This is a genomic window from Flavobacterium sp. GQ95, assembly GCF_059758655.1.
The window spans coordinates 60,832-80,945 of sequence record NZ_JCAXEB010000006.1 but is presented as its reverse complement, the minus strand read 5'-3'; the positions used below and the strand labels follow the sequence as shown (position 1 = coordinate 80,945).

25 protein-coding genes are annotated in these 20,114 nt (G+C 34.2%); 2 read left to right on the top strand and 23 right to left on the bottom strand.

Going from position 1 to position 20,114, the window contains the following annotated elements; all coding sequences use genetic code 11:
- Positions 1 to 29: 29 nt before the first annotated feature.
- From AC6CH4_RS12870 to AC6CH4_RS12815, 12 genes are all read right to left on the bottom strand, one after another.
- Entirely contained in the window at positions 30 to 338 is a 309-nt protein-coding gene (locus AC6CH4_RS12870; RefSeq protein ID WP_498103492.1) for a hypothetical protein, read from the bottom strand.
- Between the two features lie 493 nt (positions 339 to 831).
- Positions 832 to 1,380 (bottom strand): recombination protein NinG, encoded by a 549-nt coding sequence (locus AC6CH4_RS12865; RefSeq protein WP_498103490.1) that lies wholly within the window; start codon positions 1,378 to 1,380, stop codon positions 832 to 834.
- Positions 1,373 to 1,828, bottom strand: a complete 456-nt coding sequence (locus tag AC6CH4_RS12860; protein WP_498103488.1) for an HNH endonuclease — start codon at positions 1,826 to 1,828, stop codon at positions 1,373 to 1,375. The genes AC6CH4_RS12865 and AC6CH4_RS12860 overlap by 8 nt, the downstream gene beginning before the upstream one ends.
- A gap of 39 nt (positions 1,829 to 1,867) precedes the next feature.
- Entirely contained in the window at positions 1,868 to 2,950 is a 1,083-nt protein-coding gene (locus AC6CH4_RS12855; RefSeq protein WP_498103486.1) for a hypothetical protein, read from the bottom strand.
- 5 nt (positions 2,951 to 2,955) lie between these two features.
- The gene (locus tag AC6CH4_RS12850) at positions 2,956 to 3,726 is read right to left on the bottom strand and encodes a DUF4373 domain-containing protein (RefSeq protein WP_498103484.1); all 771 of its coding nucleotides are present in this window, start codon (positions 3,724 to 3,726) and stop codon (positions 2,956 to 2,958) included.
- 148 nt (positions 3,727 to 3,874) lie between these two features.
- Complete coding sequence (locus AC6CH4_RS12845; protein WP_498103482.1) at positions 3,875 to 4,738, bottom strand: hypothetical protein; 864 nt, start codon at positions 4,736 to 4,738, stop codon at positions 3,875 to 3,877.
- Entirely contained in the window at positions 4,738 to 5,436 is a 699-nt protein-coding gene (locus tag AC6CH4_RS12840; RefSeq protein ID WP_498103480.1) for a hypothetical protein, read from the bottom strand. The genes AC6CH4_RS12845 and AC6CH4_RS12840 overlap by 1 nt, the downstream gene beginning before the upstream one ends.
- 11 nt (positions 5,437 to 5,447) lie before the next feature.
- Positions 5,448 to 5,612: a hypothetical protein gene (locus AC6CH4_RS12835; RefSeq protein WP_498103478.1), complete on the bottom strand. Its 165-nt coding sequence runs from the start codon at positions 5,610 to 5,612 to the stop codon at positions 5,448 to 5,450.
- Between the two features lie 195 nt (positions 5,613 to 5,807).
- Complete coding sequence (locus tag AC6CH4_RS12830; RefSeq protein WP_498103476.1) at positions 5,808 to 6,863, bottom strand: nucleoid-associated protein; 1,056 nt, start codon at positions 6,861 to 6,863, stop codon at positions 5,808 to 5,810.
- 119 nt (positions 6,864 to 6,982) lie between these two features.
- Positions 6,983 to 7,342, bottom strand: coding sequence for an Acb2/Tad1 domain-containing protein (locus AC6CH4_RS12825; protein WP_498103474.1), 360 nt, complete (start codon positions 7,340 to 7,342; stop codon positions 6,983 to 6,985).
- A 39-nt stretch (positions 7,343 to 7,381) separates the two neighbouring features.
- Positions 7,382 to 8,935 (bottom strand): hypothetical protein, encoded by a 1,554-nt coding sequence (locus AC6CH4_RS12820; RefSeq protein ID WP_498103472.1) that lies wholly within the window; start codon positions 8,933 to 8,935, stop codon positions 7,382 to 7,384.
- A 327-nt stretch (positions 8,936 to 9,262) separates the two neighbouring features.
- Positions 9,263 to 9,505 carry a hypothetical protein gene (locus AC6CH4_RS12815; protein ID WP_498103470.1) on the bottom strand — a complete coding sequence of 81 codons (243 nt, stop codon included), beginning with the start codon at positions 9,503 to 9,505 and terminating at the stop codon, positions 9,263 to 9,265.
- Positions 9,506 to 9,656: 151 nt separating this feature from the next.
- Between AC6CH4_RS12815 and AC6CH4_RS12810 the strand changes: the two genes are divergently transcribed.
- Complete coding sequence (locus tag AC6CH4_RS12810; RefSeq protein WP_498103468.1) at positions 9,657 to 10,025, top strand: helix-turn-helix domain-containing protein; 369 nt, start codon at positions 9,657 to 9,659, stop codon at positions 10,023 to 10,025.
- A gap of 417 nt (positions 10,026 to 10,442) precedes the next feature.
- Positions 10,443 to 11,753, top strand: coding sequence for a site-specific integrase (locus AC6CH4_RS12805; RefSeq protein ID WP_498103466.1), 1,311 nt, complete (start codon positions 10,443 to 10,445; stop codon positions 11,751 to 11,753).
- Between the two features lie 44 nt (positions 11,754 to 11,797).
- Here the strand turns inward: AC6CH4_RS12805 and AC6CH4_RS12800 are convergent, their stop codons facing one another.
- The 11 genes from AC6CH4_RS12800 to AC6CH4_RS12750 all read right to left on the bottom strand — a co-directional run bounded on the left by AC6CH4_RS12800 (position 11,798) and on the right by AC6CH4_RS12750 (position 20,112).
- Positions 11,798 to 12,115 (bottom strand): hypothetical protein, encoded by a 318-nt coding sequence (locus AC6CH4_RS12800; protein WP_498103464.1) that lies wholly within the window; start codon positions 12,113 to 12,115, stop codon positions 11,798 to 11,800.
- The gene (locus AC6CH4_RS12795; protein ID WP_498103462.1) at positions 12,102 to 12,467 is read right to left on the bottom strand and encodes a helix-turn-helix domain-containing protein; all 366 of its coding nucleotides are present in this window, start codon (positions 12,465 to 12,467) and stop codon (positions 12,102 to 12,104) included. The genes AC6CH4_RS12800 and AC6CH4_RS12795 overlap by 14 nt, the downstream gene beginning before the upstream one ends.
- A gap of 234 nt (positions 12,468 to 12,701) precedes the next feature.
- A complete protein-coding gene (locus AC6CH4_RS12790) occupies positions 12,702 to 13,733 on the bottom strand; it encodes a hypothetical protein (RefSeq protein WP_498103460.1) in 1,032 nt (343 codons plus the stop codon).
- Between the two features lie 25 nt (positions 13,734 to 13,758).
- Complete coding sequence (locus tag AC6CH4_RS12785) at positions 13,759 to 14,547, bottom strand: hypothetical protein (RefSeq protein WP_498103459.1); 789 nt, start codon at positions 14,545 to 14,547, stop codon at positions 13,759 to 13,761.
- 28 nt (positions 14,548 to 14,575) lie between these two features.
- On the bottom strand, positions 14,576 to 15,424 hold the full coding sequence (traN, locus tag AC6CH4_RS12780) for a conjugative transposon protein TraN (protein ID WP_498103458.1): 849 nt from the start codon (positions 15,422 to 15,424) through the stop codon (positions 14,576 to 14,578).
- Between the two features lie 11 nt (positions 15,425 to 15,435).
- Complete coding sequence (gene traM, locus AC6CH4_RS12775) at positions 15,436 to 16,728, bottom strand: conjugative transposon protein TraM (RefSeq protein ID WP_498103457.1); 1,293 nt, start codon at positions 16,726 to 16,728, stop codon at positions 15,436 to 15,438.
- A 4-nt stretch (positions 16,729 to 16,732) separates the two neighbouring features.
- Positions 16,733 to 16,999, bottom strand: a complete 267-nt coding sequence (locus AC6CH4_RS12770) for a hypothetical protein (protein ID WP_498103456.1) — start codon at positions 16,997 to 16,999, stop codon at positions 16,733 to 16,735.
- A 6-nt stretch (positions 17,000 to 17,005) separates the two neighbouring features.
- Positions 17,006 to 17,626 (bottom strand): conjugative transposon protein TraK, encoded by a 621-nt coding sequence (traK, locus tag AC6CH4_RS12765; RefSeq protein ID WP_498103455.1) that lies wholly within the window; start codon positions 17,624 to 17,626, stop codon positions 17,006 to 17,008.
- A gap of 17 nt (positions 17,627 to 17,643) precedes the next feature.
- Positions 17,644 to 18,795, bottom strand: coding sequence for a conjugative transposon protein TraJ (gene traJ / locus AC6CH4_RS12760; RefSeq protein WP_498103987.1), 1,152 nt, complete (start codon positions 18,793 to 18,795; stop codon positions 17,644 to 17,646).
- 55 nt (positions 18,796 to 18,850) lie between these two features.
- Entirely contained in the window at positions 18,851 to 19,486 is a 636-nt protein-coding gene (locus AC6CH4_RS12755) for a TerB family tellurite resistance protein (protein ID WP_498103454.1), read from the bottom strand.
- A gap of 11 nt (positions 19,487 to 19,497) precedes the next feature.
- Positions 19,498 to 20,112, bottom strand: coding sequence for a hypothetical protein (locus AC6CH4_RS12750; protein ID WP_498103453.1), 615 nt, complete (start codon positions 20,110 to 20,112; stop codon positions 19,498 to 19,500).
- Positions 20,113 to 20,114 lie beyond the last annotated feature (2 nt).

The window sequence follows — 20,114 nt, the reverse complement described above, 5'->3', positions numbered from 1 at the left end:
GAGGCTTTACTTTTATTAGGTTGATATGTTTATTTATTTCTTTTGGAAAGATTGATTATTTCTAAGGTATTGTTTTTGACATTTAAAAGTACGACTCCTTCACTCTCATTCTTTGTTTTAGATTGTAGATCTTGGGGGAATTTTTGCAATTTCACTTTTTTAATGTAATACACTTCGGAATCTACTGATACGAGGACTTTATGTTTCAAATTCTTTTTTATTATTTTATTTATTCTTTTGGTATTGGCGATTATAAATTGTTTACGTAATTTCCTGTATTTTTTTTTTGAGTGAATCTGGCTTAGAAATTTCATTTGTTCTAAATTTAAATTTTTCATTTTTACATAGGTTTTGTATGATTAATTATTTTTCAACTCTAAAAAAAAAATACATTTCATGAATCATCAATGTAATTTACAATTGCTAAAAATTCACCTTCTTTTCTACGTGTAGTACTAATATTTATTAAAAAACCGATTGGTCGCAACTTTTTAAACACAATACTTGTGTTAGCTCTAAGAAAAGTTCTTAGTTTTTGTTGCCGTTCCCTCATTAACGAGAACATTTCTAGTTTTGGAAGTGACTTTCTCATTCAAAATAGTTTAATCTTAATTCAATAAACCATAAATGAAATTTCAAAAAAAAAGCGTGAGTCCATAGCCTTATTTTGCCAGAGGCTTCCGACGGCCCACACACAAATAAGTACTACAGAGCCCACGCCTAAACGTGAGCATCAGACTTATTTTTCGATGTGTTTGAAATTGTCGGAATTCCGGGCACGAAAAATAGCTAACGCTAATATTTTAATTTTTCACAAATATAAATATTTAGCTAGCGATTCTTTAAAATTTCATTTATTTTAATTTCATACTGCATTTTTTTTGCGATTAATTGATTTTTAGAATATTTATAATTTCGATTTTCATTGGCAATTGATTCTAGCTCTTCCACGTATTCCGTACCGAACCTTTTTATGAGCCCTACTCTGTATTGAACTAAATTTCCGCCGAGAAAAATATTACAATAAGAATTACATTGTTTGTGGCAATTTCTCTCATCAAATATTAAACCAGAAAACATACCAGCGGAAAAATAATGTCCTCCTGCCCAATCAGTTACGTTAATTTTATCGCAACTGATACAGGCTAATTTTTCATCACGTAATCTTATGTATTTTTGAAAAACTTGTTTAGCTTCTAATTCGTAATCGCTTAAAGTCTTTTGTTTTACTTTTCTTATCTTGTTTTTGAGTTCGTTTTTTTGCTTCGTTCTTATTGACTTTGCAAACTCACTTTTACAATCACTTTTGTCGCAATGCCTTTCAGTTGTTTTATACTTGGGAAGAAAAACATCATTACAAATAACACATCTTTTAGACATTTTGAAACTTTATTCGTGTTTTAATAGCATGCGATACTTTTTCAACTAAACTTTTATGATTCATTTCTGAATTGCAATTTTCATGCGCTAAAACCATATTTGAAAGATTGTTCAATCCCCCGGAGGTTAAAGCAATCAAATGTTCTAATGTGATATCCGACTGTAACGGTCTGCCGCAATAGAAGCATGAAGTTCCATCCCTATTTAAGATTTGACCTTTCTCTTTTGCGTAGCTTTTTTTTCTGCCAACATTTACTGGTCGTCCATTCCATTTTTTATTGTTCCGATAGCATTCGTATGCATTCCTGGCGTATTCATTCGAATATTTCCCTGACTTGTACTTAACGCCGGTTTCTGAACCTTTAAACCTGATTAACTCATATTCACTAGTAACTGGTAAAATTTCAGCTCCATTCTGCTCCAACCAAATTTTAAATTTATCTTCCATTATTTTTTTAGTTTTTTAACCTCTTCTCTGAATACTCATTCATTCTCTAAAAGATTTCCCCTTAAATTCGATTATATTAAACATCTCTAACGCCCTGTCATACATGTGAGGTTCATATTTTACACCCAAACTTTGCACAGCCATTTTTATATTACCTGGATACTTTGGATGGTAGTTTAATGTACCATGAGTTCTGTTTATTTTCTTTTGCTCTTTTATTTTATTGAAGATATCGTCATAGCGATTTTCTAGAATAATTTGAATAATATTTTTAATACCGAAATTACTTGCTAGTTGTTCTTTGGTTATATCATCAAAACAGTAATCTAAAACAGAATACTTTCTAATGAAGTCATGCTTATCCTCCTTCTTCAAATCTTCATATTCAGCAGCAACTATTCTGCAAGCTTTACACTTAAATCTTAAGTATTTCCATTCTAAAAGACTATCCCACTTGTTTAATAAAGCAACTTTGTAATTATGTTCTATTAAATATTCAAATGCTTGCATTACAGACGATTTTCCATTTCCATAATCTCCAATTAGTAATAATCCTTTTTTAAAGCTTGGCTTTAATTTTTTTTCAGAAAGATTTTTAACCAGTCTCTCACATTCAAAAAAGCTTTTGTCAAAAGCGAAGTATTTAACGATTGCTTTGATGTTTAAAATAGAATCATCGTTGCGTTCAAAATCTTTTCCATTTAAAGCTTTAAAAACCTGAATGAATCCATGATAAAGGTTTGATATCGTAGGTTTGATTCCTGGAATAGTTTCAAACTCTCTTTTTTTGCCTTCACGAACCATTTTTAAGTAATCTTTTTGATTTTCCTTTTTGCTTTCGTCAGCTGATTCCTTTCTCGCTTCATAGTCTTTTAGCTGCTCAATTTCTAGATCAGTTAATGACTTTATAGGAAGATTTGGGTTTGAAAAATTAAAATTTTTATATGATTTTTCTTTTTCCAGCAAGATGTTGTATTTTCTGAAGCTTATATTTTTATTAATACTATCTAACATTTTTGGGCCAGTGTAGAATGCAATATCAGTTTCTGATAAATTTGGATATTTTTCTTTCAGCTGCTCTGGCGTAACTTTTAGAAATTCCTGTTGGCTATCTTTATTCATGATTTTTAGTTTGTATGAATCAAATCTGGCGGCTCTCCTGTGTTATCTTTTTGTTCGCTGGAGGAATTCTTATTTCTTGACTTGAAATCATTTTTTGCCCAAGTATTTAATCTTCTATCCAGATCCCAAGTTTTTTCTAATTCCTGCCGAAATTTATTTTTTAATTTATTATTTACTGTTTCTGTCCAGTACAAGTAAAAATCATCCAACAATTCTGCATCAAATTTTTCTGAAAATGGTTTTAGTGTGAGAGAAAATTTTAATTTTCGATCATCAATACTATCCTCTTCTTTACTCTTCTTTACTTTACTTTTCTCTTCTTTAGGGATAACTTCCGGAGGATTGACCTCTTTTGGTGTCAATCTTCCGCCGGATTGATTATTTTCTATACCTAATTCAATTAATAGGTCGGAGTATTCAATAATATCGTTTTTCCTTTTTCTGTATGCATCAGTTATAGAATCAATAAATTTTTGACTATAAATGATCAAATGATCGTCATATAAAAACGTATCGATAGCACCTAATTTTGCTAAATCTTTTAAAATAGAAATTGTTTTTTCTTCACTTAATTTAAAAACTGACGAAAGAAACATTAGGTTTGTTTCGTCAGAAATATCTATATAATGATTGTTAGCTTTTCCTAATTGTTCAAGTAGCTTAAACCATGCAGCATAGCCATCATTTCCATATTTAGCCTCAATGATGTGCATTTTCCTCCCATGAGTGCAATCATGGGGGAAATAGTCCACATCTCTTCTCTGCTCTCTAGCCATTATTTTACATTTTTTGATTTATAGCCTCAGCAGCATAGTCTCTTATGTATTTTATTAGTAATAAGCCTTCTTTTGTTTTAGGCACTAGAAACAATATCCAACTAAGCATTACTTCACAGAAGTACATTCTAAATTCGTTTCTCATACATTACTTATTAATTTCTTCAATAGCCAAAACAACTCTTGATTCTAAAAACTTTTTATCCTCTATTGGAACTTCAAAACGAATAATGTTTATGTTTTCAATACCAGTTTCTCTGTCGATATAAGGAAGTTCACCATCTTTCGCACGGCCAACTAACCAAAAAGGATCTTCCAATTGACTATTGTATAATTGGATTTCCTCTAATTCTTCGTAATAAGGCATGAAAACGATTAACTCGGCATATTGTGCACCAAGAATACATGCGTTTGAGACAAGCTGCCAGTAGTATTTCTCACCATCCTTAGAATCTTTACGGATCTGCTGAATAATTTCATTTCCATCTATATATTTTTTCTTGATCACATTTAAACCATCGAAATGATAAAGTCGTTTTACAAGCTTATAAAATGCTTTTCTTGTTAATGGGCACTTTATATCCGTTACGGTATTGCAAATCACCACATAAGTACCATCGTCGTTTAGTTCAATTGTGGTTTCCATTTTTAAACCATCCGGAGTACCACGCCATTCAGGATAAATAGGATGAATCTTAGTTTCATCTGATTGTAATATGTAGTCGTTTGATAACTTATTATGCACAATATATTCACACAACTTACCCCATGACATTGCCTTTACTTCGGTATCATTTTCGAGTTTATGTTTAAAAAACCGCTCGGCAATACAATCTTCCACATACGTATAAAACGGTGCGCCTGGACCGTCTATTGTTGTCCGTCGACCTTTAGGGTTTTCTAATTTATATTCAGCTTGTTCTTCCTCAGTCATTGTTCGACTACCATTAGAAGTTAAGTCAACAGCTTCACTCGAAGTGATCATTCCGGTTCTTAAATTGGATAGTGCCATTATTTTAGGGTATTTAGGAATTTAATTATTTTATCGTAACTCGATTTTTCTTTGTTTTCTACGACACGTCTAACGTTGTCGAATTCTTGTGCAGGAATTATTTCTTTCAATTCTTCATACAGCTTGTTCAATTCTTCAAATTTTGCCTCGGGATTAAGGTTTTTGTCAATGGCGAACCCCAGTGTTTCTTTTCTGTTCAAATCCCGGCCAAATAGCTTCCCAAAGTGATCACATGCATCCTTTAATGCGTAACTTTTAGCCATTGGTAAACACATCATTACTGCATTATTAACAATATCTTGTAATTCGGCAGGATTCGATCCAGATTTGGTTTGCACCTGTGCAGCACCAGCTCCATCATGGTAACTCCATTGTCCAGTTATTGGGTGCAAATAGTGAAGCCGAATTGTAACATAGACAGAATTGAACATTGTTCCAACATTCAAAATTTCAATTCTATATTCTTTAAAAATGCGCTGCAGTAATGTTTCTATTATTCCAATTGGAATATATTTTGAATTATTAGCGAACTTATTTTCTTGTATCCATTTCGGTTCCGGTTGCTGATTCATCAGCAAATTAAACTTGTCCGTTTTGAATAATTGTTCTGTATTCTGGACTCCGTATAAATCGGCCAGTAATGGAAGTTCATTTTTTGTAAGCGCTAATCCAGTTTCTGGATTTGTATCTTCTTGCATAATATTTTTAGTTACTCTCGACTTACTTCTTTATTGGATATTTTCAATAGTTCCAAGAAATTAATGTGCGGGTTAAAAAGAACGATCCCATTAATTTTAAACCCTTCCATTGTTTCATGTTTCACCACGGCTTCAAAAGCAGCAAATGCAGTTTTTATAATTTCATCGTCAGTCATATGTTCAGACAAATACCACTTTCTTCCATGCCATGTTTTAGGCTTTTTTGTTTTGTGACATTTAGCTCTATAAACGACTTGAATAAAAAATCGACCTCGACTATGTTTTACATCTCGAGATATTCTCAGCTTAAATTTGGTTCCGAAACAATCCATTGTTATTCCGGAACACACTCTTTGTATATGGCGTAACATTTACTTTTCTTCTTTGTTGAAGTACACTAAGTAGTAATACATTTGTTTTTCTTCATCCCAGCCTTTCTCTATGAATTTATCGGCGCTTTCCGGGTTTATAAAATCCATTTTAATTGTAATATTTGTGTCCAGGTTAATTACATTTTTGAATTTTCGTCTCGCTTCGGAAACTGCAGTATTTGATATTTGAAAATTGGAAACATCTTCAATACTGTATTTGGCACCTTGATCAACTTTGTAGTTTTTAAATTCTGGGATAAGATCAGGATTATCCAAAACTTCATTCAAGAAAGCCGTTTCTTCGAACTGATCATTTTTAGCAAAATGATTCATGGCCCGATTCATAAACATGACTTCTTCTTTTTTATCTTCTGCCGGAAGAACAACCTCGCTCGCGAAATTTTGGCAGAATTTCAGGTATTTTTTTGTGATGAAATTTTCATCTTCGAAAGCTTCAACTCCTAAGAAGTGTTCTAGCCAGTACCTCGCATCATAACGATTACTATCAACGGTCAAAATTTTATAACCTTCTTCTTTTTTGTGATTGAAAATTAAGCACCCTTTGTCTAATTTGGTAAGGTTAACTCCTTGCTGAAAAATCATTTCAATATTATGATCATTCGCACCAAACTGTAAAAAATCAGTTTTCAACTCACTTTTAAAAATACCAACTGCGTCAACTATAATGTTATCAATACTAATATTTTTCAAGTAAGTTACATAAAGTTCGCCGCCTTTTATATGTGGATGGTTTGACTGGTCATATAGATTTCTTGCGATTTCAATTGAAGCTTTTTGAATTATTTCTGGATTATCAAAAATTTTTGACACCAAGGTATACATAACGTTATAGTCAAAATCGATTTCATGAGAAAACTGATAATAGTTTTCCTCTTTTTCTCTGAAAGGCTTAAAGAAATATTCTTTAATCAATGGAGTAATTTCATCACTTAATATTTGAGGTGATTCAGAAATTTTAGTACCGTCGCCGCGACTTTTGTTTCCAACAGTATGGATTGACAGAGATTCTATCTCTGTATTAAATAAATTTATCATAATTTTGCATTTCAGGTTATATTAAATTCAATAGATCCACTAAAAGATCACTTCAAACGTGTCATTTCTGTCAAAATGACCAATATGAAGTGACTTTTTTTATACAATAGCTTTGAAGTTTAAGATTGATGTGTACCTTCAACATTCCGTTTTACACGATCATTTGTCCTTTTTTCTAGCCACATTAAAGCCTCTTGCAAATGGGTAATGCAGCAAGCATTTTCTTTACAAGGAAACCCAAGCTGTAAAAATGTTAATCGATCAATTAGAACTTCTAAAACTTCCTCATTAGTAGTTCCATCAGAGATAGTTACTAATTCATAATTATCAATTGTGGGTATTAAGACTTGGTGCTCATTTAGTTCTGAAATATCTTTCAGTTGCTGTTCTTTGTGAATAAATTTTAGAGTTTGCCCCTTTTCATCTTTTTTCTCAAAGTTTCTCAGCTCATATTGATGACCTGGAATATTAATCTTCATCGTTTTGTTAGCATTTATCCTTGCAATCGGGTTTAATTTTTATGATTGTAATTTACTTGGCACGTTGTAGTTTTTTTTAAGCCATGCAGAATAAGACTTAGATCCAGATAACTTGAAAGCTTCAATAATATCATTCCAAGTATGCTCCTTATCGAATTCTTCAGTAGTTAACGGAAGTTGTTTTTTCACAGACCAACTGATAGGGTTTTCTATATATTCAAGTTTGTTTTGTCCATCTGGGTCAACTTCTATTGGACCTGAAAAATTTTGTTCAATAGGCTTTTTTTCTGATATAGCTTCATTTATAACAATTAGATATTCATCAAATTCTTCATCAGAATAATGGTCAACTTGTTCATGGTAACATCCCCAAACGTCTTCTAAAATAAAGTTGCATTCTCTCTCAAAACTGTAAGTAAACCCTAAGTCAATTAATATCTGCTTACGTTTTTCAAAACGCTCTTCTTTATTTTTAAGGAGTTCTTTAGCATTTATAGCGACTTCAATAGATTTTTTGGCAGCAGATATAATGTTTTCAAATGCCATTAGGTCGGCTCCTCCAACGTCGTCGGTTAGAACCAAGTTAAATTCTGAATTAGTATAAGATTTTATAATATCGTTGGTCGGTAAAAATCCTATTTCGGCCAATCTATTGTTACGAATAAGTAATGTTTCCGCTCGTTCCTTATTTTCTTTTTCAAGACGAGTTTTATTTTCTAGTGCGATCTTATCATTAGCATTTTTCGTTTTAACTAATGAGTTATGTTTATCTGTAAGCTGGGTAAGTAGTTCTTTATACTTTAATTCGTATTCCTCTTGAAATTTGGGGATGGAAAATGATAGCTTTTCAAGTTTATTGAAGACCTCAATCGTTTGTACTGAGTTCTCGAAAACCATATAATTTAGCTTACTTCCCCACGTAACATAAAATTCTCCGATTTTCTTTTGAGCTGCAGATTCTTCCTGAACCGTAAGAACATTAATTTTTTCAGTTAAAATATCTGAAAGTTCCTTTATCTTTTTTGGTAATAACACGTCAAATTCTTCTAGGACTTTAACATCATAGTTGATATGAGTTTTTGCGAATTTATCAGATACTTCTTGGATTGTATTAAAACTCATATTAGAAAAATGAGTTTTCCATTCGAGAACAAAATCTTCTAATATTTTTTTTATGTTATCGACACGCTCTTTTTCTAATCGCACTTTCTCTTCACGTTTGGCTTTTAAATCAGCTTCGTCACGATCAATTTCAGCTTGCTGATCTCTTTCTCCAGGTTTCGTATAATCAATCAATTCATCAATATAGCCTAATGCTCTATCTCTACTAGCGTTGAATTTTCCTTTTAATAATGTACCTTGCTTTTCTAAATCTGTTCTTGCAGTTCTTCTCGCGGTACGATACTTTTTCGCTAAGTCACGTGAAGTGGCATCCGTTATTTTTATAAAAGGATTTTCTTTTACGATCTGAAGTTGTTTTTCTTTGAATGTTGCTAATTCTGGAAGCAGCGCAGGATTTAAATTTTCCAAACTGAAACTTTGCAATTCAAGCTTAGATACCATAACTGCTTCTTTTTCTTTTGATGTTGACATACACTTTTTTTAAATGATTGGAAATATTACCTAACAAAAACCATAAAAATTCACTAAATAAAAAATAACACCTCATAATGAGCAATATTTCTCATTAAAAATTTCAATTTTTACACTTTTAAAGTTTACCTTTTACGATTCTTTTTTGCTCGATACTCTCGAATTTTCCTCAACGCTATTTCTGTTTTATTTTCTTTCGCCACTTTCACAGGGGGCGCACTAGTAAGCGTTGAATCTGCTTGAAAAACAATTCTTTTTAAAAGATTGAATTCTTCCTGGGTAAGTATTACGGTATGAAACATAATAATAACATATTTAATTATCCAACTACTTCTTTATAGAATATAAGAGAGGTGTCATTGCACTATTATGTTTTTCAAAAATTTCCTCACTATTCAATCCTGTTATGCGAATTAAATCCGGCAAGTATTTTGATTTAGTAAGTTCATCACAACTTTCTTCTTCTAACCACCTAGAAATTGTGAAATATGATGTATTAAACGCCACAGCCAAGTGACATCTTAGGTTACTATTTTTAGTTTTTTCTTTAAATTGTTTTGTAAAGCCCATATTATTATGTATTTTTGCTATAGTAAATGTAACAAAGCGTTAATTGATTTGTGAAAATTATTCACCAAAATTAATACATAATGCGATATTTTACAACTTTTAGTGAAATTATTTCGCTTTTTCAATAAACTAATTCTGTAAAACACTATAAATGAACGAAATAGATATAAAAAATATCAGAGAGAGATTGGGAAAAACGCAACAGGAATTTGCGGATCTTCTTGGAGTAGATCGAAGGACAATTTTAAATTATGAGAAGGGAACTAAAATACCAGAATCTAAAATTAAGTTGTTAAAACTTTTAATGGATCATTCTCAAGATAAAAGCAATAGTCCTAAAAATATTGAGATTAATTCCGACACAACAGTTGCTAATTTAGATAGAGAAATTTCAACTTTAAGGGATTATGTAGCAACTTTAAAAGGTTTTTTAGAAGAAAAGACAGTGGTATCAGAATTTTACAAATCGGAAAACATAAAGCTTAAGGAAGAAATTGAAAAGCTAAAAGCTAATAAATAGCAATATAAATTTGCACACAAAATGCACACAAATCCATTATAAATCGCAATTTATAAAATCGCGAACCCCTATAAACATTGAGGTTTATTTTTTTCACAACCTCAAAAGAGTTTCCCTCTTTCTCCGCGAATGCCCGAAAACAAAGGAAAAATAAGATTTTCAAAGTTTTCAAAAATGGCCAAAAAGAGCGGTAAACCCTGCAAATCCAACGATTTGCAGGGTTTTTTCTTTTATACCGCTTTTCAATATTTATAAAATCGAACAAAATCTTTGTGGCACATTCGTGGCACATTTGGAAATTTCGAAAATGTGCCACAAAATTTCATCTTAAGTCCCGATATCAAAGGGGTTAAGCACGTTTACATCTTGTTTAAATGAGGTTATAATTCTACATTTACTAATCTAATAAGTTGAATTATGCTAGAGAACAGCTTTGGGTTGATATTCTTTTTGAAAGCATCCCGCACTGAGAGTAACATTAGAATCGTTTATTTTAGGATAACCGTTGACGGAATCCCGAAAGAAGCATCCACAAGACGGAAATGGGACAGCGAGCGCTGGAACCAGAAAACCGAGAGAGCAACAGGTACAAAAGAAGACGCAAAATCCCTGAACTTTTTTCTGGATTCACTCGCTATGAAGATCCATGAAATCAAATCAGAAATTATGTACACCGGAAAACCCATAACTTCCCAAAAGCTTATGGACCATGTCATGGGAAGAATGACACCCAGAGCCAAGGTGCTGGAAGAATTTCAAAAACACAATGATGAATTGAAAGCCCTGATTGGCAACGGATATACTGAAGCCACACTGGAGAGATTCAATATTACTAAAAATCACGTAACGGCTTTCATAAAATTCAAATATAATACTAATGATTTTGAATTTGCTGATTTAAATTTTGAATTCATAAAAGACTTTGAGTTCTATCTTCGTACTGTAAGGAAATGCGCAAATAACACCACACTTAAATACATTTCCAACTTCAAGAAAATTGTAATACGAGCCATCGATAAAGAAATCATTATCAAAGATCCATTTAAGAATTTTAAAGGAAAGAAAACTAAAATTGTAAAGAAGCCTATATCTGCAAAAGAATTGGCTGAACTGGAAAGACGCGAATTTTCAACTGACCGGCTTAATACCGTGCGCGATATTTTTGTTTTCCAGTGCTACACAGGACTTGCTTACATTGATGCTTTTCAGCTCCGGAAAGCTGACATAAAAGATGGTGTTGACGGAAATCAGTGGATTTTATCTGAGAGGCAGAAAACAAATTCTACAGCAAGAATCCCGCTTCTTCCAAAGGCGATCGAAATTCTTGAAAAATACAAAGATCATCCGCTCTGTCTTAAGCGCGGAACTGTATTGCCGGTTTCTTCTAATCAGAAAATGAATGAATACCTTAAAGAAATTGCATCTCTATGCGGTTTTCCTTTCACCCTTAACACACATATGGCACGCAGGACATTTGGAAGCACAGTAACATTAAACAATAACGTGCCCATTAATGTAGTAAAGGAAATGCTCGGACATTCATCAGTCAAACAGACAGAATCTTACGCTATTACCGAGCAAGCCACTATAGGCCGGGAAATGACATTGCTCAATAAAAGACTACACCCTGAAAAAACTGAAATGTCACAGGAAGATCTAACGGCACTGATCAGACTGGAGAATGAATTAGAATTAATTAAAGAGAAATATAAGATACCATCCTCTTAGAATATAATCTCTAAAATAATTTGATATAAAAGAAAGAGGTTATCTCAATTATGAGATAACCTCTTTTGATATAATTCAACTTCACTTCTATAACCAGGATGATAAGAAGGCACATACTTAATATAGCCCAAATCCTGAAGCTGTTTCAAATATTTATGATAAGTGGGCAATGTATTGATATGTGACAATAACATGAGCTTGCGACGGCTGACTTTAATTCGCTGCCTATCTCCCTGCCTATATCCCAAAGTTAGAATTGCTGTTAAAATAGCCAAATGCCAAACGTTGAGCTGCGGATCATCCATATAAATAGATAAGCAATCTATAACTTGGTATTCCGTTACATTATTAATTTGACTCATCTTTGAAAAGTTTTAGCAGATCTTCTTTATTGTAGTAGTACGATCCGAGAACCTTTTTAAATCGGACTTTCTGTGTCATTCGAAGATTTTGAACCGAACCTGCAGAAATATCAAGCAGTTTCCTGACAGCTTTACTTTTTAACCACTCTGGATCTGAAGATTCTTTTTGTTGAAAATTCCTTTCTTTAAATATAGTTTGTATCTTATCCAGTAATAGAAGACCAAACTGCCTTAAATCTTCCTTTGTAACAATTTCTTCCATAACATCTTTATTTATGATTATAAATGAAATAAATGCTGCTCCTTCTATTTTTATTTTTGGTTGGAACATAAAAAAGGTATCCGTATTCATGCAATTCACGCATACACTTATGATATGTCTTAGGTGACATAATTTTGGCAATCTTTTGAATTTCGATGCTGTATGCTTGTATTGGGTTTATAAAACCTCTGTTTACGCGAAATTGAAGCAGGGCAGCAAAAATTGCAATGTGAGTTGTGCCTATTCTGAAGTCGTTGTCAATTGCCTGAAAAAATCCCGATAAAAGTTTAAGATTTTCCATAACTATATAAGATATATAAAACATCACATGTGATGCGACTTTTTTGCGGTCTGAGTCTCAATATTCTGCTGCGGTTTTAGCAGCGGACTAATTTTACAGCCGTTTTTAATTTCTGTCCAACTAACTTTCTGCATCCTGTCGTTATAAAAAGTCAAGGTCTTAAAGCGTGGATTTGCTTCCAAAAAAACTTTCATTTCTCTCCCTTCTATGAGAAGCACTGCTTCTTCCCTCCTGCCCTTTTTCAAAGAATCGGCCAAGGATTCGAATATCTCATATCCATCATTTTTAAGAGGAATTGCTCTTAAAGCATTGCTGACGTTATATCCATACGCTTCCGGAAATTCATGCATCCGATAATTGTCATTAAGGTCTCTATCGTAGAAGTTAAACTGTTTCCAAGTTCCGCTCTTCAGAACTGCTCTTCCTGCAAGCATTTCGTATGCCTCTGCAGCGTTAAAACTCTCAGATCTTTCATTCTTAAAGTAATGCGTACTGCGGCTAGATGGCGACGAATCTGTATCTAGACTAGATCTGAATCCATCAAACTGGTAAGCCCCCTGTGCATCTTTTACAAATTGCAGTGAATGTTCAAGTCTTTCATTTTCTGAGATGTGATAAGAAACGGGAACAGAAAAATTTAACTGCTGTTCCTGCATATGCTCCAATACTTTGCCATAAGCCTCATGAAAACCGCTTTTTATAAGCTGTTCCTCTAAAGTCTTCTTGTTTGATTCCAAATCTCTAACATAATCACGTTTATCTATCCTTTCAAAAACAACAGCACTAATCGCTTCATTTAAAAGCCGGTCAATGATATTGGGATAAACCTGACGCCTCAATTTATTATATTCATGCTTAAGAAATCTCAAAGTTATTTTTTCGTCTACTGCTTTCGTCTTTTTATATTTAAAAAGGAGCATCTTAAAAAATTTCAGTTTCTCTATGCCAAAAGAGCGTTCTATCGGTGGGCTGTTTTGAAATAAAAATTTTAATTTTTCTTCCTTGGACATCCACAATTTTATCTCGTTTTCTACTCTATTGTTTTCAGAAGACATAGCTGATCCTTATTACTGCAGAGCCTTAAACCGATCTGCCCGCTTTTTTTGAACGGGAGTTATTGTTCTTTTCCTTTTGAGAGGGCTCATCATCGTTATTACTCTGGCTGTTATCTTTCTGCTTTGACTCAGCCTTTTTTTCCTCCTTGCTTTCGCGATGATTAATTCGCTGTTTATCGCCGTCGTAGACATTCAAAGTTTTAAATTGCGGGTTTGCCTCAACGTACATCTTGCTTTCCACGCCCGCTACAACAAAAGTTACAGACTGCAGGTTTCCTTTTTTTAGCGAGTTTAAAAGATCTTCTTTGTACTTTGGAGTATTGAGTTCTTTAATTGAATGTTTCTCAAGACTTGCTTCCAGATCGTAACCGTAATTTTGGTGGTAGTGATCCAATTTGAAGTTTGAATTGCCGTCGCTTTCTTTGAAATTTAATTTCAGCCACGCGTTATAAACTTCACCTTCCCTTGTTTTCAGCTCTTTATTCACCGAGCGGCCTTCCATTAAATTATAAGCTTCTTTAAGGGTAATATTACTGCTGTTGTTATTAATATAAAAAGTCTGTTCCAATCCTTGTTTGGAATCTTCTTTTTTAAGGTTTACATGATAGGAATTAAAAAAATACAAATCGCTTTGATCTGATTTTTTGAAATTCAGTACTGCAGTCATGGAATCTGTTCCATAGACACCTTCCTTAATAAGCTTAAATTCTGTTTCTCCTTTAAGCATTTTCTCCTTCAAGTCCTGGTCGAACGTTTCTCCAAAGCCGTTATATTTCAACTGGTCTTTCAAGAATTCTAAATTTTTCTGATTCATGACAATTATTTTTTTAGTTATTACTCATTTATAAGCTATTTAGAACATCGAGATTTATCAAATCAATATTCTTAACATCTATTTCTATATGCCTGCCGCCATTTTTTTCAATAAGCTGTATAGTGAGGTATTTCTTTTCGGGTATCGTAAATTTGGATACGGCATAAACTATATTCGCTTCAGATTTGTCCGGAATTACAGAAGAGGCAGAAGTTGAATACAGAGGTATTACCTCTATTTCCTGAGAGGCTGTTCGCTTTGATTTCTTGCGATCCCTTATAAAAAACCTCAGCTGGTCTATCTCATAATTAATTTTTGAATTATTGCCCAAGAGAAGCCTGAAGTACAATATATCCTGATGAATGAATATACCGGTAACATTCAGTTTCATTTCAAATCTTGAACGTTTTAGTCCTTCTAATTTTTTCTTTTTAGACAAAGCAAGGCTGGCATAGTGCTCAATTTTCTTTTGATTATCGTTCTCCATTGAAAACAAAATATTCCCACTTACAACAGCTGTATTATCAGCGTTAATATTTAAATCAGGACATGATTCATCATAGTTCAGAACAAATACATGCAGCCTATTGTCAGCTGTCACTACAGTGAGGTTAGTCTGATTGAAATTCTCTTTTGCCGCTTTGACCAGTAAAATATTCTCAACTCCTTTGGCTTTCTGCATTAAAACATCCGGACTTCCCTTGTCAATACTTTTAATAGCATATGGAAAAACGATACTGGTAGTTTTCGAATATCCTATCTGAAGATTTTTAAACTCTTCCTGATTCAAACCAATCTTTTCATTCGCAAACTGCGCGTAGCCTGACAGCATTGTCAGCAAACAGCATAACATAAAAGTGCAATTTCTAATTTTCATCTTTTAATTTTTTAATTATTCAAATTCTTTTGTTTCTCATCATACAGCAGTACCTGATAACCGGCTTTAACAACCACTTTAATCAGTTTCACTTTTTTACTCATCAGGCTCTTTGCTGCTTCAATTCCCATTCCTGCTGCCTGCGCTCCCCAGGAATCTGTAACTCCGGTAAGCCCTAAGGTCTGAATAGATCGGTCAGCCGAAGCCTTGGCGACATCCCTGTTGATAGCACCTGGAATATAAATCCCGTCAATACCGTCGATATCATACACTGCTAATTCTACGGGATATATTGAATTTCGAAACTGAATGTTGTTGATTTTTACTTCCAGCCTTTCCCCTTTTAAAAATGCAATCCCGTATAAAAATGTGTTTTTCGGAATCATAGTGCCTTGCAGAAATATATCACTGCTCAGTCGGAGCTTCATCACTGATCCGTTGACAATGGTCTGAGTCTCGTGGATCACAGCCTCTATTGAATTTTGCTGCTGCTCCTGCTGCAGATTCTCATCAGCAGAATAAAAGGAATTACTCTTTAAAGAACTCAGAGCAGCTTTATCTGGGTGAAGCGAAGTTGTATTATCTTCTTCTTTTTTACGGTTAACCGTAAAGATTTTTCCCTTTTTATTATCCGAAGACTGCTTTAACCTTTCCTGCACACGCGATGGATGTTGAATATCCAGTATATTCTCAAGCATTCCTCCAAGCTGTTTGAGTTCCGGGTCAGGCTCCTGTGATTCTCCCATCGTACTCATCATACGCTCTAAGTTCTTTATCTCATCGGAAACTCCTTTTGATGAGCCGTAGTTTTCAAACTCTCTCATGTCCTGATCGTAATTTTCAGTTATAGCGGGCTGGCTGATTGCTTTTTGAAGGGCCTGCAGTTTTTGGTAAAATTTCTGCTCGTTCCTGTTTTGAAATGATGACGAATTAAAACCTGTTTTGCCTTTTTGAAATCGTTGAACTTCAAAATCCGTATCTGAAAACTCTCCTATAGATTCTTGTACTATTTTTTGATTGGAATAATTAGGATCCTTTTTGATCTGTTCCTGAAGCTTAATAGAATCTACTGCTGCCTGATCATAATAACTCATTTTATCAAGTGCTGAATCTTCTTTAAATTTTGGAAGAGGCAGATTAAAATTAAATCCCTTTTTAATTTCATCTTTTCCTCCCATCGCTTCCATTTTTCCTCCTCTCAAAGTGTAAAACAGAATAGTGACGAAAGGAAGTGTTATAAGGGGCAGAACCAAAAGCATTTTTCGCTTTTTGGATTCTTTGGGTGATATTGTTTTATGTTCCATAATTTTACTTTTTAAAATTGATAGTTCTAATTTTTGAAATGACAGCTGTCTTTTGAGCGGTTGGAAAATCACTTTCTGAAAATGCTGTATAAATGTTATAGATAAAGTAACTTCCTGTTAGAATGGTAAATAAAATCAGAAGGCAGATAAGCTTTCTTCTGGAAAGACCATTGATTAGTACATCCATTTTCTGAGCCCATTTTGTCTGTGCAGAATGATAATACCTGTGATACACAAAAGGCATTTTCTGTTTTTGGAATAGTGATTTCATCAACGTCTATTTTCTATTCTCAACTGTTAGATCTTTGTTTTCGATGGTATTGAAGCGTTCGATTAAAAAACCGTGGGGATTATTATCGCTCCTTGAAACATTGCGAAGACTTCCCTCTGTTACAAGGTTTCTTTTCAAAATACTGGTTGTTCTAATAATATTCTGTTTTGCAAAACATTTAAACCGGTACGGATATTCACGGGTATCAATCGCGATACTGTCAATCTGAATGGTCTGACTGATATTGCCCGAGATAATTCCGGAATAAAATCCGTTTTCTTTCAGGTCATCATAAATACGTTTGGCACTGTCATCAGCCAGATAAAGTGCTTTTGTAACATTGGTTTTAATGACTTTATCATCGGGATCAAGGGTAAAGAAAAACTTGTGAAAGGTCTTTACGTGATCTCTTGCTTCCACCGGTACATTATCTTTTCTCTCTGATGCGTAAGCTTCAAGCGCTTTTCCATTTGCCAGTATATAAACCTTATCCTGCATCTGGGTTACCGACTCAAAATTTTTATAAAGTGTATAACAGCATATCATTATACATCCCACAATAACCAGCATCGTAAAGCCTCTTACATATCTAAAAGCGGTATCTATATTTTTCATTTTGGTAAACATGAGCAGATTTTTTTTGATTATTTTGAATTCCCTTTAAGCCTGTCGCTCATATAGTTTCCTTTCTCCTCAAAATAAGGAGCACTTCCGGTGGATGATGACATGCTTTGGGACATCCGCCCTGCTGCATTTCCCATTGAATCCAGCACCATACCAGCTCCCATTGATGTTTTGGAAACTACTGAACTGGTTGAATTACTGAAGAGTCCGGTAACTTTTTGACCTAAGGCGCCTCCTGCAGCTGCGTGGACTATATAATTGGCGACCGATGGAACCGTAAAATATCCTATGATTCCGATAATCATAAAAATCAAGTAAGACATATCGGTCCTGCTAAAAAAGGTGTCTCCTGTTGCCTGCACCTGTGAGAGATCCAGTTTTAGCATCAGTTCCTGAATTTTCCCTATAATACTTCCAAAGATATTTGCAACAGGAAGCCAGAGATAAATATTGATATATCTTGCCAGCCATACAGTCAGTGTATGCTGAAAGCCATCAAAAACAGCAATTCCAAATACAAGAGGTCCCAAAATAGATAACACCACCAATTGGAATGTCCTGAGCGTATCAATGCACAATGCCGCAGCTTCAAATAAAACTCTGAGTACCTCACTCATAAATTCCTTGACAGAGTTTCGAAAATTATAGGAAGCTTTTTCCATTGCAAATTTGACATCGTTTCCGATTCCTGCCAGCATGCTCTCATTGGAAGGATCTTCGTCATGGGTATATTTATACCATTTATCCCTATCCCCTGTTCCTGTCGCACCGACATACATTTTCCATGGATCAGTTTCCTTTATTGCCTTTTCCTTCTCTTTGAGAAGGACTGCAACCGCATTATTGGATCCTGTAACCATAGCAGCAGTTGCTGTAACTGTTGGTTTCATTATTCCATTGATAAGTGCGAGTACCGAAGGGAAAATCATAATACAGAACCCAATCACAAATGGCCTGAAGAGCGGATAAAAATCAATGGGTTCGGCGTTGGCAATATGCCTCCATACTCGCGAAGCTATATACCAAATCGTTCCGAATCCGGCTATACCCTGACCTACCGCTAAAAGATTACCGCATAACGGCATCATCTCATCATACAATTGATCCAAAACGGAATGAAGACTCTGCATGTTATCGCCCAGCCCCTGAGCATGAATAGCAAAAGACATCATAAATACCCCAATTGTAAAAACAATTGTTTTGCAAGACTTAAAAATGTTCATCGCTTTAGTTTTTTAGTTCCTGAAGTTCTTTGGAAGCATAAACATCCTTCGCTTCTTTTGCTCTTTGCAGTGCCAGCACATTTGACGAAGCATTAAAGTTTCTGAGAAACAAAAGCTTATCCTGCATCTGGAGGTAAATACCATCTATTGCGTGGAGCCTCTCATCATCCGACATTCTGAGTTTATCTGCTGTAACAACCATTGTGAGTTCATCAAGATTTCTTAAACTCTGGCTCAGAAGATTTCCATAAACTTTTTCAAAATAGCTGATTTCTTTTTCGCTAAAGTTGCCACTCTTTACAAACCGGTTCAGTCCATTTTTGCTTTCCTTCATCAGCAGCATCTCAAAATTGATGATGTCCCCTACCCTTTTGTAATTTTTCACAACAGGGCTCACCTGCATAAGGGCATCCAGAAAAGTTTTATGCAGGCTAAAATTTCCCTCGGTCATATCCTTGACTGTCTTATAGCCACCGGAAAGAAGTTCATAACCCTTTTTCATATCGCTCAAGATCTTTTTAAACTGGGATAGTTTTTCAATGTTTAAGATTAACTGCTGGATTTCCGCTGACTGCGCCTTTGCTGTGTTAGGGACAAAAGCCAAACTGACTAGCAATATTAAAATCAATAATTTTTTCATACTTTTTTATTTTATAATCCGTAGATAGCTCCTGCATTCTGGACATCTACTTTTTCACGAGTTTTTGATAAAGACAGAAGTTTCGCTTCATTGCTGAAAGACAAACAGAAGTTATAATCCTCCAGCATCATTTTGTGCAGAGCATCAATACGCTCAATCCTCTGGTCATCTTTAAGTTCCAGTTTAGAATCGGTAGTAATAACCAAAAGCTGGTCAAGGGTATCACTGCAGTTCTCAAGCAGTCTTTCAAAAGAACGCTCTATATAATCGAGTTCATTTCCGTGAAATAAATCACTTGTCTTCAGATCACTATAAGTCCTTTTACAGATTTTCATTATTTTAAACTGCATCGAGAGAATTTCAGCTGTCTTATAATAATTCTTAACCTTTGGATTAATCTTCAGAAGCGACGTAAAATAATCACCATGAAGATTAACTTCTCCTCTCTTAGCATCGCCAATAAAATTCAGCCCTTTTGATACAACTGAATATCCTTTTTTGGCGTAGTCAATATAAACCTGAAGAGCAGCGATCTGCAAAAGCAATTCCTTTCTCTGCTTGGCCTGCGCCTGAATTCCCTGATGCAAAAACAGCACTATCAAGGATAATGAGATTATTTTTTTCATGA

What these genes read in the sequence shown, in the direction of transcription:
- traK (WP_498103455.1), bottom strand. Translation starts at nt 17,626, where the DNA reads ATGTTTACCAAAATGAAAAATATAGATACCGCTTTTAGATATGTAAGA.
- AC6CH4_RS12850 (WP_498103484.1), bottom strand. Translation starts at nt 3,726, where the DNA reads ATGGCTAGAGAGCAGAGAAGAGATGTGGACTATTTCCCCCATGATTGC.
- AC6CH4_RS12820 (WP_498103472.1), bottom strand. Translation starts at nt 8,935, where the DNA reads ATGTCAACATCAAAAGAAAAAGAAGCAGTTATGGTATCTAAGCTTGAA.
- AC6CH4_RS12825 (WP_498103474.1), bottom strand. Translation starts at nt 7,342, where the DNA reads ATGAAGATTAATATTCCAGGTCATCAATATGAGCTGAGAAACTTTGAG.
- AC6CH4_RS12845 (WP_498103482.1), bottom strand. Translation starts at nt 4,738, where the DNA reads ATGGCACTATCCAATTTAAGAACCGGAATGATCACTTCGAGTGAAGCT.
- AC6CH4_RS12750 (WP_498103453.1), bottom strand. Translation starts at nt 20,112, where the DNA reads ATGAAAAAAATAATCTCATTATCCTTGATAGTGCTGTTTTTGCATCAG.
- AC6CH4_RS12860 (WP_498103488.1), bottom strand. Translation starts at nt 1,828, where the DNA reads ATGGAAGATAAATTTAAAATTTGGTTGGAGCAGAATGGAGCTGAAATT.
- AC6CH4_RS12840 (WP_498103480.1), bottom strand. Translation starts at nt 5,436, where the DNA reads ATGCAAGAAGATACAAATCCAGAAACTGGATTAGCGCTTACAAAAAAT.
- AC6CH4_RS12790 (WP_498103460.1), bottom strand. Translation starts at nt 13,733, where the DNA reads ATGTCTTCTGAAAACAATAGAGTAGAAAACGAGATAAAATTGTGGATG.
- traJ (WP_498103987.1), bottom strand. Translation starts at nt 18,795, where the DNA reads ATGATGTCTTTTGCTATTCATGCTCAGGGGCTGGGCGATAACATGCAG.
- traM (WP_498103457.1), bottom strand. Translation starts at nt 16,728, where the DNA reads ATGGAACATAAAACAATATCACCCAAAGAATCCAAAAAGCGAAAAATG.
- AC6CH4_RS12795 (WP_498103462.1), bottom strand. Translation starts at nt 12,467, where the DNA reads ATGAATACGGATACCTTTTTTATGTTCCAACCAAAAATAAAAATAGAA.
- AC6CH4_RS12870 (WP_498103492.1), bottom strand. Translation starts at nt 338, where the DNA reads ATGAAAAATTTAAATTTAGAACAAATGAAATTTCTAAGCCAGATTCAC.
- AC6CH4_RS12865 (WP_498103490.1), bottom strand. Translation starts at nt 1,380, where the DNA reads ATGTCTAAAAGATGTGTTATTTGTAATGATGTTTTTCTTCCCAAGTAT.
- AC6CH4_RS12835 (WP_498103478.1), bottom strand. Translation starts at nt 5,612, where the DNA reads ATGACTGACGATGAAATTATAAAAACTGCATTTGCTGCTTTTGAAGCC.
- AC6CH4_RS12800 (WP_498103464.1), bottom strand. Translation starts at nt 12,115, where the DNA reads ATGAGTCAAATTAATAATGTAACGGAATACCAAGTTATAGATTGCTTA.
- AC6CH4_RS12785 (WP_498103459.1), bottom strand. Translation starts at nt 14,547, where the DNA reads ATGAATCAGAAAAATTTAGAATTCTTGAAAGACCAGTTGAAATATAAC.
- AC6CH4_RS12805 (WP_498103466.1), top strand. Translation starts at nt 10,443, where the DNA reads ATGCTAGAGAACAGCTTTGGGTTGATATTCTTTTTGAAAGCATCCCGC.
- AC6CH4_RS12755 (WP_498103454.1), bottom strand. Translation starts at nt 19,486, where the DNA reads ATGAAAAAATTATTGATTTTAATATTGCTAGTCAGTTTGGCTTTTGTC.
- AC6CH4_RS12810 (WP_498103468.1), top strand. Translation starts at nt 9,657, where the DNA reads ATGAACGAAATAGATATAAAAAATATCAGAGAGAGATTGGGAAAAACG.
- AC6CH4_RS12855 (WP_498103486.1), bottom strand. Translation starts at nt 2,950, where the DNA reads ATGAATAAAGATAGCCAACAGGAATTTCTAAAAGTTACGCCAGAGCAG.
- AC6CH4_RS12770 (WP_498103456.1), bottom strand. Translation starts at nt 16,999, where the DNA reads ATGAAATCACTATTCCAAAAACAGAAAATGCCTTTTGTGTATCACAGG.
- traN (WP_498103458.1), bottom strand. Translation starts at nt 15,424, where the DNA reads ATGAAAATTAGAAATTGCACTTTTATGTTATGCTGTTTGCTGACAATG.
- AC6CH4_RS12815 (WP_498103470.1), bottom strand. Translation starts at nt 9,505, where the DNA reads ATGGGCTTTACAAAACAATTTAAAGAAAAAACTAAAAATAGTAACCTA.
- AC6CH4_RS12830 (WP_498103476.1), bottom strand. Translation starts at nt 6,863, where the DNA reads ATGATAAATTTATTTAATACAGAGATAGAATCTCTGTCAATCCATACT.